At 74.4% G+C, this 12,917-nt stretch carries 9 protein-coding genes and 1 pseudogene; 2 read left to right on the top strand and 8 right to left on the bottom strand.

What is annotated here, in order from left to right; all coding sequences use genetic code 11:
* Window positions 1-188: 188 nt before the first annotated feature.
* The 5 genes and pseudogenes from serS to ACLQ24_RS12570 form a co-directional block, all read right to left on the bottom strand.
* The gene (gene serS, locus ACLQ24_RS12590) at window positions 189-1,472 is read right to left on the bottom strand and encodes a serine--tRNA ligase (RefSeq protein WP_425891375.1); all 1,284 of its coding nucleotides are present in this window, start codon (window positions 1,470-1,472) and stop codon (window positions 189-191) included.
* A 96-nt stretch (window positions 1,473-1,568) separates the two neighbouring features.
* A complete protein-coding gene (locus ACLQ24_RS12585; protein WP_425891373.1) occupies window positions 1,569-2,699 on the bottom strand; it encodes a MerR family transcriptional regulator in 1,131 nt (376 codons plus the stop codon).
* Window positions 2,700-2,853: 154 nt separating this feature from the next.
* Window positions 2,854-3,576: pseudogene (locus ACLQ24_RS12580) on the bottom strand (saccharopine dehydrogenase family protein); the annotation flags it as partial.
* Between the two features lie 51 nt (window positions 3,577-3,627).
* Window positions 3,628-4,770: an alcohol dehydrogenase catalytic domain-containing protein gene (locus ACLQ24_RS12575; RefSeq protein WP_425891371.1), complete on the bottom strand. Its 1,143-nt coding sequence runs from the start codon at window positions 4,768-4,770 to the stop codon at window positions 3,628-3,630.
* Complete coding sequence (locus tag ACLQ24_RS12570) at window positions 4,767-5,216, bottom strand: hypothetical protein (protein WP_425891370.1); 450 nt, start codon at window positions 5,214-5,216, stop codon at window positions 4,767-4,769. The genes ACLQ24_RS12575 and ACLQ24_RS12570 overlap by 4 nt, the downstream gene beginning before the upstream one ends.
* A gap of 67 nt (window positions 5,217-5,283) precedes the next feature.
* Here ACLQ24_RS12570 and ACLQ24_RS12565 point away from each other — a divergent pair, with 67 nt between their 5' ends.
* Window positions 5,284-8,274: a LuxR C-terminal-related transcriptional regulator gene (locus ACLQ24_RS12565; RefSeq protein WP_425891369.1), complete on the top strand. Its 2,991-nt coding sequence runs from the start codon at window positions 5,284-5,286 to the stop codon at window positions 8,272-8,274.
* Window positions 8,275-8,308: 34 nt separating this feature from the next.
* Here the strand turns inward: ACLQ24_RS12565 and ACLQ24_RS12560 are convergent, their stop codons facing one another.
* Genes ACLQ24_RS12560 through ACLQ24_RS12550 form a run of 3 tightly spaced genes read right to left on the bottom strand, consistent with a single transcriptional unit; the run spans window position 8,309 to window position 10,098 of the window.
* Complete coding sequence (locus ACLQ24_RS12560; RefSeq protein ID WP_425891367.1) at window positions 8,309-8,857, bottom strand: DsbA family protein; 549 nt, start codon at window positions 8,855-8,857, stop codon at window positions 8,309-8,311.
* Window positions 8,854-9,351, bottom strand: coding sequence for a redoxin domain-containing protein (locus tag ACLQ24_RS12555; protein ID WP_425891365.1), 498 nt, complete (start codon window positions 9,349-9,351; stop codon window positions 8,854-8,856). The genes ACLQ24_RS12560 and ACLQ24_RS12555 overlap by 4 nt, the downstream gene beginning before the upstream one ends.
* Before the next feature lie 60 nt (window positions 9,352-9,411).
* Window positions 9,412-10,098, bottom strand: a complete 687-nt coding sequence (locus tag ACLQ24_RS12550) for a BON domain-containing protein (RefSeq protein WP_425891364.1) — start codon at window positions 10,096-10,098, stop codon at window positions 9,412-9,414.
* Between the two features lie 426 nt (window positions 10,099-10,524).
* On the opposite strand from ACLQ24_RS12550, the gene ACLQ24_RS12545 reads away from it, so the two are divergent.
* A partial coding sequence (locus ACLQ24_RS12545; protein WP_425891362.1) for a xyloglucanase occupies window positions 10,525-12,917 on the top strand: 2,393 nt, incomplete at its 3' end.

Genomic DNA, 12,917 nt, shown 5'->3' with positions numbered 1-12,917 from the left:
ACTGCTCGCCGGCCGCCGACTGCCCGCGCCGGGCTGGACCGCGCGAGCGCCCCGGCTGACCCGGTCGTGGCCGTCGGTGGCGCTGTTCGTCCCACGCCTCTCCCAGTCGCATCGATCATGAAGTTATTGCCACGACACGCCGAGTTGGCGGGCAATAACCTCATGATCGACAGCGGTACGGGCGGCGGTTAGCGAGGGGACAGGCGGTCTGTTCCCAGGCGGTCCTGGAGGACCTCGGGGACCAGGACGCTGCCGTCGGACTGCTGGTACTGCTCCAGGATGGCCGGGAAGAGGCGGCTCGTGGCCAGGGCGGAGCCGTTGAGGGTGTGCACGAAGCGGGTCTGCTTGCCACCCGGCTCGCGGTAGCGGATGGCCGCCCGGCGGGCCTGGTAGTCGCCGGCCCAGGAGACCGACGAGACCTCCTTGTACTTGCCGGTGCTCGGCATCCACACCTCGATGTCGAGGGTCTTCTTCATCGACGCGCTGGCATCACCGGCCGAGAGCAGCGTGCGCTGGTAGTGCAGGCCCAGCCCCTCGACCAGGCTCTCGGCGTGGGCGAGCATCTCCTCCAACGCCGCGTCCGCCTGCTCCGGCAGGGTGAACTGGAAGATCTCCACCTTGTTGAACTGGTGCCCGCGCACCGTGCCGCGCTCGTCCGAGTGCGACCCGGCCGACTCCCGGCGGTAGCACGGCGTGTACGCGAACGCCTTCAACGGCAGCTTCGCGGTCTCCAGGATCTCGTCCTGGTACGCGCCCAGGATCGCCGTCTCCGACGTGGGCAGCAGGAACTGCCCGCGCGGCGCGGAGGCGGCGTCCAGGTGGTAGACGTCGTCGTAGAACTTGGGGAACTGACCGGCGGCGAACCCGGCCGAGTCCAGCAGGAGGTGCGGCGGGAGCAGGAACTCGTACCCGGCCCTGATGTGCTGGTCGACGAAGTAGTTGAGCAGCGCCCACTCCAGCCGGGCGCCGATCCCCGTGTAGATCCAGAAGCCGGAGCCGCCGAGCTTGACGCCGCGCTCGTAGTCGACGAGACCGAGCGCGCGGGACAGCTCCACGTGGTCGCGGACCTTCTCGATCGCCGGAGGCGCACCGAAGGTCTTGACGACCCGGTTCGCCTCCTTGCCGCCGGCCACCACGTCGTCGCTGGGCAGGTTCGGCAACTCGCTCATCGCGTCACGCAGCCGGGCCTGCACCTCGTCCAACTGGGACTCCAGCTCGGCGAGCTGCTTACGCTCCGCCTCGGGGGCGGTGACCTGCGGCTCGGTGCCCGTGCGCTTCGCCTGCGCGTACGCCCGGGCCTCCGCCTTGCGGCGCTGCCGCTCGGCGTCGATCTCCGTGATCAGGGCGCGGCGTTCCTGGTCGAGTCGCTGGATCTCGTCCAGGGAACGGGTGACCTCGGCGGGATCCAGTCGCTTCGCCAGCGCGGTCGCCACCGCCTCGCGGTCCTTCCGGATCAACTCCATGTCGAGCATGCTGCTCCGTACGCCTCCGTCCGGGGTTCACTGGTGAACCATCAGATGCTACCGTCGCGCACGTTTCCACCCGGCTACGGGGAGCGCGAGGGGTTTCTACAACCGGATCGGCATCAACACGGAGAAGGTGTCCTCGTCGTCCGGGCGGCGTACGGCCAGCGGGGCGATCGGCCCGTCCAGCTCCAGCACCAGTTGTGGGCCGCCGGCCGCGTCCAGCGCGTCGAGCAGGTACTCGCCGTTCACCCCGAACCGCAGTCCGTCGACCGGGTCGGCTGTCGCGTCGGCCTCCGGGTCGGCTGTCGGGCCCGACGCGGACAGCTCGGCGGGGTGCAGCAGTCGCAGGCCACCCGAGTCGTCGAGGCCCAGGACGGAGACCGCCAGCGGCGTGCCGGCGTACTCGCGGGCCAGCGTGGGGGCGGCCGGGTCGCGCAGCGCGGCGCGCAGGGCCACCACGTCGACCGGGATGCGGTACGCGGCCGGCCGCGCGCCGACGGCCTCGCGTAGCAGCCGCCGGTAGTCCGGGAAGTCGTCCGGCAGGGCGGTGCCCGTGAGCGTCCGGCCGGCCACCGTCACCCGCAGCTCGGGGCCGGCCACCGTCAGCCGTACCGGCCCGTCGTCGGTGTCCAGCAGCCGGCGCAGCCGGTCGACGAGGTCCACCGGCACCAGCACCCGCGCGGGCGGCCCGTCGACGGCCGCCCCCGCCCGGGCCAGCGCGAGGCGGTGCCGGTCGGTGGCGACCAGCCGCACACCGTCCGGCTCGACGTCGAGCAGCATCCCGGACAGGGCCGGCAGCTCGGGGTCGACGCCGACGGCGAAGCGCACCGCGTCGAGCGCGGCGGCCAGGCCGACGGGGGAGAGGAGCAACGTGGTGACCACGGCTCGGACCGGGTCTACCAGGGTCCGCAGCCGCGTGATCTCGCGGCGGGCGTCGGCGAGCCCGTCGGCCAGCCGGCGCAGGTGCGCGTCGAGCAGCCGGTGCACCTCGGCCGGCTCGGCGCGTACTGCGGCGGCGATGTCCGGCACCGGCATGCCGACCCGGCGCAGCCCCGCGACCAGCCGGGCCGGGGCGATCTGCTCGTCGGTGTACCAGCGGTAGCCGGTCACCGGGTCGACCAGGGCCGGCGTCAGCACGCCCGCCGAGTCGTAGAAGCGCAGCGCGCTGACGGTCAGGCCGCTGGCCCGGGCCAACTCGCCGATGCTGTGCAGGTCGCTCACCACGTCGGGCATCCTGCCCCCTCGACCTGGTCGAGGGTCAAGCGGCCGGCCCCGAGCCCCGCGTCGAGGCCTGCGTCGCCGCGGCCATCTCGTCCCGCTTGAGCACCCGGAAGGTGAGCCCGGCGCGGACCAGCCGGTCGAGCAACGCGTCCCCCATCGCGGTGACCGGGTCGATGGTGGGCAGCGGCATGGTCCAGATGCCCAGCTCCGCCGAGCGGGCCAGCCGGCCGGGCACCGCGCGGACGCGGCGGTCGGTGGGGCGCGGCTCGACCGCCCGGCGGGCACGGGCGGCGCGGCTGGCCTCCCCGGTCCGGGCGAACGCGGTCACCACGGAGTGGTAGGTGCCGCCGGAGAACCGGGCGCCGGCGCGCACGTAGCCGTCCACGGTGATCGGTTCGCCGGCCGGTGGGTGCTTGACGGTGAACCAGACGCCCAGGTCGTGCGGGACGGAATCGAACCCGCAGGCGTGCACCAGCCGGGCGCCCCTGCGGGTCGCCTCGGCGTGGTGGCGGACGTACGTCAGGTCGACGAACTCCGGCTCGCCGGTGATGTCCAGGTAGTCGGTGCCGGCCCGGGCGCAGGCCGCGACCAGCGGCTCCCCGTGGTGGACGAACGGCCCGACGGTGCTGGCGACCACCCGGGCGCTCTGGGCCACCACGCGCAGCGACTCGGCGTCGGTCACGTCGGCGTGCAGCAGCGGCAGGTCGGCCCACGTGCTGTCGATCGCGGCGAGCCGGTCGCGTACGGCGGCGAGGCGACCGGGGCCGCGCCCGGCCAGCGCCCAGCGCAACCCGGGCGGCGCGTGCCGGGCCAGGTACTCGGCCGTCAGCCCACCGGCGAAGCCGGTCGCGCCGAACAGCACCACGTCGTACGCCCGCTCGCCCGTCATTCCCCGAGTCTGCCACCCGCCATCGCCCCGCGCCGATCCCGCGAACGCCGGTCACGGCGTGAACACGGCCCGCACGCACCCGTCGGCACGGTCGGCGAACAACGCGTACCCCCGCGGGCCGTCCCGAAGCGGGAGCCGGTGGGTCGCCAGGTGTTCGGTCCGCAGCTCGTCGCGGGCCATCCGGTGCAGCAGCATCGGTACGTCCCGCAGGTCCGGCCGACGTGCCCCGCGCACCGTGAGCCGCTTGTCGGTGACCGCGCCCAGGGCGAACGCGTCGACGAACCAGTCGGTCCCACCGAGCACCACCACCACGCCGTCCTTGCGGCAGGCGTGCACCGCCTCGCGTACCGGGTCCGGGCGGTCGACACCGGCAAACCGATCGGCGACCGAGCGGGTCGGCGGCGGACCGACCGCGACCACGCACACGTCCGGACCCCGCCCACCGCTGCGTTCGCACAGCTCCGCCGCCACGTCGGTGCGACGGTAGTCCAGCGGCTCCGCCCCGGCGTGCCGTTCGGCCATCCGCAGCCGCGCCTCGTACCTGTCGACGACGAGCACCCGGGCCGCGCCGCGCAGCACCGCCGCCCGGGCGGTCAACTGGCCAACCGCCCCGGCGCCCCAGACCGCCACGACGTCGCCGGGCCGTACCTCGCCCAGCTCAGCCGCCAGCCAACCGGTCGGCGCGGCGTCGGCGGCGAACAGCGCCCGGTCGTCGTCGACCGCGTCCGGCACCCGGAACGCGCCCACGTCGGCGTACGGCACCCGCACGTACTCCGCGTGCCCACCGGCGAAGCCGCCCGCCGCCCGGGGCCGACCGAAGCAGCCGGCATCCGAACGTCCCCAGCCCGGATCGACGCTGGCCACGTCGACGCCGGCGTTGTCGCAGCACGAGTGCCGGCCCTGGCGGCAGTACCAGCAGCCGCCGCACGCCACGCTCGCACCGACCACCACCCGGTCACCGACCCGGTGCCGCCGGATCGCCGGCCCGGTCTCGACCACCTCGCCCACGAACTCCGCCCCCAGCACGTCACCGGTGCTCAGCAGCGGGTCCCGTCCCGCCAGCAGCGGCAGGTCGCCGCCACAGGTGGCGCTGCGGCGGACGCGGACGATGACGTCCCGCTCGTTGCGCAACTCCGGGTCGGGCACCTCGCGTACCGCCAGCTCGTCGGCGGCCACCCAGCACAGCGCCCTCACCCGCGGACCCTCAAGCGGTCCAACGCCGAGCGGTCCGCGCGCAGCACCTCGCCGGCCTCCACGCGCTGCTTGACCTGACGCAGGGTCCGCCGGACCAGCACCCGCGGGTCGTCGCCGACCAGGTGGGCGGCCAGCCCGGCCGCCGCGGTGGCACGGGGCAGTGGCCGGGCGGCGAGTTCGGTGCCCCGGTCACCCGGTGCCCGTCGCACCCGCACCTCCAGCACGCCGTCCAGGCGGCGCAACGGCTCCGGCCACCGGCCGCCGGGAAGCACCTGCTCCGGGGGCCGATCCACGGTCACCACCTCCCACCCGGCCGCGGTCGGGTTCCGGCCCGCGCCGGTCCGGTCGCGCCGCAGGGGTACGCGCAGAAGCCGTGCCGCCCCGGCCCGCGCGCCGCCGCCGAGGGCCGAGCCCGCCCGCGTCAACCGTCTCCTGCCTCGTCCCATCCGTCCTCCCGGTTCACGTGTCCCGATTGTTTGTCGGGCCCGGGTGAAGCGGGCTCGCCCGGAAGGGGTGAACCGGCCCGCGCCGGGTAACCGCTCGCGGACCGGGGGTGGAACGCGGCGGTGGGGGTGGGGCCGGGTGCCGGAACAGCAGGATCACGCGCGGGTCGGCACGGCGGCGGGGCGGCGGGACGAGCAGCCCCTGCTCTCGTCCCGGCTGACGCCGACCGTGCCACCCGAGCCGGTGGTGGCCCGACCCCGCCTGCTGCGCCGCCTCGACGAGGGCGGCGCGGGGCCGGTCACCCTGGTCGCCGCACCCGCCGGGTGGGGCAAGACCACCCTGCTCGCCTCCTGGGTACGGCTGACCGAGCCCGAGCCCGAGCCCGAGCCCGAGTACGCGTCGGCGCCGGCGTGGGTCTCGGTGGAGACCGGCGACGACGGCGACCGGCTCTGGGCGTACCTGGCTGCGGCGCTACGCACGGCCACCGGCGCGGCGGACGACGACCTGGTCGCGCCGCTGCCCACCGGCCCACCGCGCCCCGATCAGCTGGAACTGCTGGCGGCCGGGCTCGCCACCACGCCGCGGCCCGTGCTGCTGGTCCTGGACGACCTGCACCGGATCACCGACCCGGCCGCGCTGAGCGGGCTGGAGTTCCTGCTGCGGCACTCCGAGCAGCGGCTGCGCCTGGTGATCGGCGCGCGGGCCGGCCTGCCGCTGGCTCTGCACCGCCTCCGCCTCGCCGGCGAACTCACCGAGATCGGCCCGGACGACCTGGCCTTCACCGACGACGAGGTGGCCGACCTGCTGACCGCGCACGGCGCGCCGCTGCCGGCCGCCGCGGTACGCCGGCTGCGCGAGCGCACCGGAGGCTGGCCGGCCGCGCTGCGGATCGCCGCGCTGGCGTTGCGGGGGCAGCCCGACCCGGAGCGCTGGGTGGGGCAGTTCGGCGGCGACCAACCGGAGATCGCCGGCTATCTGCACGAAGAGGTGCTGGCCGCGATCGACCCGGCCGACCGGGACCTGCTGCGTCGTACGGCCCTCGCCGAGACCGTCTGCGCCGACCTGGCCGAGGCGTTGACCGGTCGTGCCGATGCCGGGCAGGCGCTGGCCGACCTGGCCGGGGCCGCTGGCCTGCTGCGCCGGGAGGACAGCCGCCCGCCCTGGTATCGCTGTGACCCGCTGCTGGCCGACCTGCTCCGCGCCGAGCTGGCCCGGCTGCCCAACGACGAGTTGCGGGAGCTGCACGCGCGGGCGTCCGACTGGTACGCCGACGCGGGGCGACCGGCGGACGGGCTGCGGCACGCCCTCGCCGCCGGCCGCTGGGACCTGGCCGCCGACCTGTTCGTGGCGCACTGGCCGGAGCTGACCCGCTACGACCACGATCCGGTCGGTGGCCCGACGCCCCAGTACCCGCCCCCGGACGCGGTCGCCGCAGACCCGGAGGTGGCGCTGGCCAGTGCCGCCGAGCGGGCCTACGCCGGTGATCTGGGCGCCGCCACCGGCCACCTGCGCACCGCCGCCGAGTACGCGGACGCGCTGCCGGTGCCGCGGCGGGACCGGTTCCTGCGGTTGGCCACCGCGTTGGAGCTGACCCTGGCCCGGCTCGCCGGCGACCTGCCACAGGCCCGTGCCGCCGCCGTCCGGCTGCTGCGCACCCGCGCAACCGCAGCCCCGCCGGCCGGCTCACCGGTGAGCTCATCGGCCGGCTTGGCGGGCGGCTTGGCGGGCTCATCGGCCGGCTCATCGGCCGGCTCATCGGCCGGCTCATCGGCCGGCTCATCGGCCGGCTCATCGGCCGGCTCGGCGGGCGGCTTGGCGGGCGGATCGCCGAGTGGGTTGTCGGCGGTCGAGGACGCCGACCTGCGGGCGTTCACCGGGACCGCGCTGGGCCTGGTCGAGATGTCCGGTGGTGGCTTGCCCGATGCACGGTTCGTCCGGGTGCGGGCGGCGGCCCGGGAGGCGGGCCGACCGCGTACCGAGCTGGTCGCCGCCAGCCGCGCCGCGCTGCTGCTCGCCGTCCGCGGTGACCTGCGCGCGGCCGAGCAGGCGGCCCGCGACGCGCTGGGCATGCCACCCTGGCGGGGCTCGTCCTGCCGGCTCGACTGCGGCTACGCGTACCTCGCTTTGGCGGTGGTGGCCCTGCACCGCGACCAGCCCGAGGAGGCCGCCGCGAACCTCGCGCTCGCCGGCCCGGCATTCGGCGAACTCGACACGCCGGGTGCGCTCGGCGAGCCGGTGGCGGTGGCCGTCTTCGCGCTCTGCCGTGCCACTCTCGACCGGGACTCCGGTGACCCGGCGGCCGCCCAGCGGCTGCTCGTACGCGCCCGGGACGCTCTGCCCCCCGAGCCGGCCGCCGCCGAACTGTCGAGCCTGCTCCGGGCCGCCGAGGCCGAGACCCGCATCGCGCGGGGCGACCTGGATGGCGCCCGGGCCCTGCTGGCCGGGGCCACCGGCGCCACCGGCGCCACCGGCGACGCCGGCACCCCGGCGCTCGACGTGGCCCTGTCCCGGGTGGAGCTGCGGGCGGGCGACCTCGGCGCCGCCGGCCGCGCCCTGCCGGACTGGCAGGTGTCGCCGGCCGCCGCCTGGCCCCTGCCGGTACGCGTGGACGCCGGCCTGCTGGAGGCGGTGCTCGCCGAGCGGGCCGGAGACGTACGCCGGGCCGGCCGCGTCCTGGAGCAGGTGCTCGACCTGGCCGGCCCGCAGGGCTGCCGTCGGGCGTTCACCCGGGCCCAACCGTCGGTGCGGGACCTGCTGGCCGCCCATCTCGACGCGGGCACCGCGCACTTCTCGCTGGTCAGCGACCTGGTCCGGGGCGTCGAGGAGAGCGCGCCCCGGCCGGCGGTCGAGTCGGTCGGCCTGCTCGACGAGCCGCTCACCGAGCGGGAGCTGACAATCCTGCGCTATCTGCAGAGCATCCTGTCCAACGTGGAGATCGCCGGTGAGTTGTCGCTGTCGGTCAACACGATCAAGACGCACGTGCGGAACATCTACCGCAAACTCGGCGCGACCCGCCGGCGTGAGGCGGTCCGGCGGGCACGCGAGCTGCGGCTGATCTGAACGGCGGGCCGCCGCCCCGATCAGCCGACCCGGGTCAGGCGTTCGCCGCCGCGTCCACGGCCGCCAGCAGGTCGGGCAGGTCGTACCCGCCGTCGTGCCGGACGTCGTTGACGAAGAGGGTCGGCGTGCCGTTGACCCCGCTGCGGATTCCGCCGACGAAGTCCCGGCGTACCCGGTCGGCGTACGTCCTGCGCTCCACCTCACCGTTTAGCTCGTCCGTCGGCAGCCCGAGCTGCTCGACGCCGAGCGAGAGGTGCACGGGATCCAACTGGTCCTGGTGCTCGTACAACCAGTCGTGTATCTCCCAGAACTTCCCCCGCGCAGCGGCCGCCTCCGCCGTCTCCGCGGCCCGCTCGGCGTACGGGTGGATGTTGGAGATGGGGAAGTAGCGGTAGACCAGGCGTACCGTGTCGGCGCGCTGGCGCAGCAACTCGTGCAGGTTCGGGTATGCGGCGCCGCAGAACCGGCACTGGAAGTCGCCGTACTCGATGATGGTCACCGGGGCGTCGGACGGCCCGCGGACATGGTCCTCGACGGTCACCGGCTCGCGCAGCCGGGCGGTGACCTGAAGTGGCGTGGTCATCCGGCCATCACCTTCCGCTCTCGATCGAGGTTGTCGAGCGCGTCGAAGATCCCGTCCGCGCCCGGGTTGACGTCCATCGGGGAGAGGTAACTCCACGCCACCGTCCCGGCCCGGTCGAGCACCACCAGCGCGCGGGCCGACTCGCCCTGCGGGGTGTACGCGCCGTACCGGCGGGCCACCTCGCCCTTGGGCTCGAAGTCGGACAGCAGCGGGAAGGTGATGCCCCGGCTCTCGGCGAACGCCCGGTGTGACCAGATGCTGTCCACGGAGATGCCGAGCACCATCGCCTGGTACTGGTCGAAGACCGATGCCGCCGCCTGGTAGAGCGACATCTGGTCCCCGCAGACGGGGCTCCAGTCGGCGGGGTAGAAGACGAGGACGACCGGGCGACCCCGGAACTGCTCGGGCCCGGTCCGGCGCCCGTCCGGAGTGCTCGCCAGGGTGAAACCGGGCGCGGGACGCCCGGGTTGGATCAGCCCGTTCGGATCGCTCATGCCCCCAGCCTGCCCGCGGAGCGGGTGAGGCCGGCTCACCCGCGCCGGGTGGTTCCGCGCTCAGCGCAGGACCGGCGCGACCGCGATGTGGTTCTGGACCTCCCGGATGCCCGGCGCGGACCAGGCCACCTGCTCGACCTCGGCGCGTTCGGGCATGGAGTGCACCAATCCGGCGAGCACCGCGGTGTCGCCGTGCACCCGGACGGTGATCCGCTCGGCCTCGGTGGCGCCGACCCGGGCCAGCGCGTCCACGATCTTCTCGGCCAGGTTCACGCCGTCCGGCGACGCGTTCGGCTGGACGGTGATGCCGTTGCTGACACCCCGGACGCCGGTCAGCCGGCAGACCGCCCGCTCGGCGGCCCGGCGCTGGTACTCCCACTCGACCTCACCGTGCAGCGTCACCCACCCGGCCGAGACGGTGACCTCGAGCTTCTCGATGGGCACGAACGCGTCCCACTCCAGGGCGTTGCCGGCCGCGGCGGCCAGGTCCGGGTCGGCACGCTCGTCGCCGCCGCTCAACTGCACGGTCAGGTCGTTGGCGACCGCCCGGACCCCGGCGACGCGGTGCGCGGCGCGTTCCCCGGCCCACTTCTTGGCGTAGCTGTCCACCCGTCCGGTCAGCGTGACGACGCCCTCGGCGACGGTCACGCCGATCTCGTGCGGCTGCACCCGGGGTTCCCAGGTCAACTCGTCGAGGACGGCGGACTGGATGTCCTGGTCGGTACGCGTGATCGTCGCGGTGGCCATCTGCCCCTCCCTTGCGCTCGCGTGCCCTGCCCGGCGGACCGGGGCGAAGGCTGGGGCCGGCCGGCCCGCCGATGTCCGATCATGCCCACCGCGCGGGTGAGGTGTCCTCACCCGATGTGGGCGACGGGCCCGGGCGGACCTGCGCGCGCCGGGGGGTGACTTGGTCGTGTCAGCGACGTTGGGAGCGCTTCCATAGCGGTGTCGAATCGGTTAGGGTGAGTGCGTTCCTCGATCGCGGGAGCCTCGCGTCGGGTGGTTGGAGCAAGGGCAAGCTCCGATCCGTCCCCCGCGTCGTCGTCCGTCCCCCGGGCCTCGACGCGCCACTTGGTCGATCCGTCCCCCGTGCCGCCGTGCTCGTCCCCCGGGCCGCGACGCGTCACCCCGGTCGATCCCGACTCCCGGGTCCCCACCCCGAGAGGAACGCAGATGCCCAGATCGCTGGCCAGCGTGGTCGTGTCGGCGCTGACCGTCGCCACGGCCGTCGTGGCGGTCCCGCTCACCGCCGCGGCCTCGGCTCCGGCCGCCGCCGAGGCGTACACCTGGCGCAACGTCCCGGTCGGCGGCGGTGGCTTCGTGCCCGGCATCGTCTTCAACCCCACCGAGAAAAACCTGATCTACGCCCGCACCGACATCGGCGGGGCCTACCGCTGGGAGCAGTCCAGCCAGTCGTGGACGCCGCTGCTCGACTGGGTCGGCGCGGACCGCTGGGGCTACAACGGCGTGGTCAGCATCGCCACCGACCCGGTGCAGACCAACCGGGTGTACGCGGCGGTCGGCATGTACACCAACGGCTGGGACCCGAACAACGGCGCGATCCTGCGCTCGACCGACAAGGGCGCCACCTGGCAGGTCACCGAGTTGCCGTTCAAGAACGGCGGCAACATGCCGGGCCGGGGCATGGGCGAGCGGTTGGCCGTCGACCCCAACCGGAACAGCACCCTCTACTACGGCGCCGAGGGCGGCAACGGGCTGTGGCGCAGCACCGACTACGGGGCGACCTGGGCCCGGGTCACGGCCTTCCCCAACGCCGGCAACTACCGGGCCGACCCCAGCGACCCGAACGGCTACAACGGGCAGAACCAGGGCCTCACCTGGGTCAGTTTCGACAAGAGCACCGGCACCGCCGGCGCCACCACGCAGACGATCTACGTGGGTGTGGCCGACAAGGACAACCCGGTCTACCGCAGCACCGACGGCGGTGTCACCTGGGCGCGCATCCCCGGGCAACCCACCGGCTACCTGGCGCACAAGGGTGTTGTCGACCCGGTCGGCGGTCACCTCTACATCGCCACCAGCGACACCGGCGGCCCGTACGACGGCGGCAAGGGCGACGTCTGGAAGTTCACCCGGTCGACCGGGGCCTGGACGCGGATCAGCCCGATCCCCTCCACCAGCGCCGACGACTACTTCGGCTACAGCGGCCTGACCATCGACCGGCAGCACCCGAACACGCTGATGGTGGCCACCCAGGTCTCCTGGTGGCCGGACGCGATCTTCTTCCGCAGCACCGACGGTGGGGCGAGTTGGACTCGCATCTGGGACTTCACCAGCTACCCGCAGCGGTCCAAGCGCTACACCATGGACATCAGCTCGGTGCCCTGGCTGACGTTCGGCACCAACCCGGCGCCTCCGGAGGAGACGCCCAAGCTCGGCTGGATGAACGAGTCGGTGGAGATCGACCCGCACGACTCCAACCGGATGATGTACGGCACCGGCGCCACCATCTACGGCACCACCGACCTCACCAAGTGGGACACCGGTGGTCAGTTCACGATCCGGCCGATGGTCCGCGGCCTGGAGGAGACCGCCGTCCTCGACCTGGTCAGCCCGCCCAGCGGCGCGCCGCTGATCAGCGCGCTCGGCGACGTCGGCGGCTTCCGGCACGTCGACCTGGACACCATCCCGTCGATGCTGTTCACCCAGCCGGTCTTCACCAGCACCACGAGCCTGGACTACGCCGAGAGCAAGCCGGCCGTGCTGGTGCGCGCGGGGAGCTTCACCGACTCCGACCGGCCCAACGACAGCCACGTCGCCTTCTCCACCGACGGCGGGGCCACCTGGTTCCAGGGCACCGAGCCGTCCGGCGTCAACGCCGGCGGTACGGTCGCGGCGGCGGCCGACGGCAGCCGGTTCGTCTGGTCGCCCGGCGACGCGGGTCAGCGGGTGGTCTACGCGGTCGGCTTCGGCAACTCGTGGGCGGCGTCCAGCGGCATTCCGGCGAACGCGACCATCGAGTCCGACCGCGTCGACCCCAACCGGTTCTACGGCTTCAGCGGCGGGCGGTTCTACCTGAGCACCAACGGTGGTGCGAGCTTCACCGCGACGGCGGCGACCGGCCTGCCCACCTCCGACGTGCGGTTCAAGGCGCTGCCCGGCGGCTCGGGCGAGTTGTGGCTGGCCGGCCCGGGTGGGCTCTGGCGGTCCACCGACTCCGGGGCCAGCTTCACCAAGCTGGGCGGCGTCAGCGCGTCCGGCAACGTCGGCTTCGGCAAGGCGGCGCCCGGGCGGACCAACCCCGCCGTCTTCCTCTACGGCACGGTGGACGGCCAACCCGGCGTGCACCGCTCCGACGACGGCGGCACGACGTGGGTACGCATCAACGACGACCGCCACCAGTACGGCAACCCGACCGAGGCGCTGACCGGCGACCCCCGGGTCTACGGCCGCGTCTACCTGGGCACCAACGGTCGCGGCATCCTGGTCGCCGACCGCACCGGCGGCACGCCGACGACCCCACCCCCGACGACGCCGCCTCCGACGACGCCGCCCCCCACGACGCCGCCTCCGACGACGCCGCCCCCCACGACGCCGCCTCCGAC

The organism is Micromonospora sp. DT4 (assembly GCF_049841675.1).
In the GTDB taxonomy this organism is placed as follows: domain Bacteria; phylum Actinomycetota; class Actinomycetes; order Mycobacteriales; family Micromonosporaceae; genus Micromonospora.
This window is presented reverse-complemented; position numbering and strand designations above follow the sequence as displayed.

Excerpts from the sequence above, each read along its gene's own strand:
- ACLQ24_RS12555 (WP_425891365.1), bottom strand. The coding sequence starts at position 9,351 with ATGAGCGATCCGAACGGGCTGATCCAACCCGGGCGTCCCGCGCCCGGT.
- serS (WP_425891375.1), bottom strand. The coding sequence starts at position 1,472 with ATGCTCGACATGGAGTTGATCCGGAAGGACCGCGAGGCGGTGGCGACC.
- ACLQ24_RS12570 (WP_425891370.1), bottom strand. The coding sequence starts at position 5,216 with ATGGGACGAGGCAGGAGACGGTTGACGCGGGCGGGCTCGGCCCTCGGC.
- ACLQ24_RS12550 (WP_425891364.1), bottom strand. The coding sequence starts at position 10,098 with ATGGCCACCGCGACGATCACGCGTACCGACCAGGACATCCAGTCCGCC.
- ACLQ24_RS12585 (WP_425891373.1), bottom strand. The coding sequence starts at position 2,699 with ATGCCCGACGTGGTGAGCGACCTGCACAGCATCGGCGAGTTGGCCCGG.
- ACLQ24_RS12560 (WP_425891367.1), bottom strand. The coding sequence starts at position 8,857 with ATGACCACGCCACTTCAGGTCACCGCCCGGCTGCGCGAGCCGGTGACC.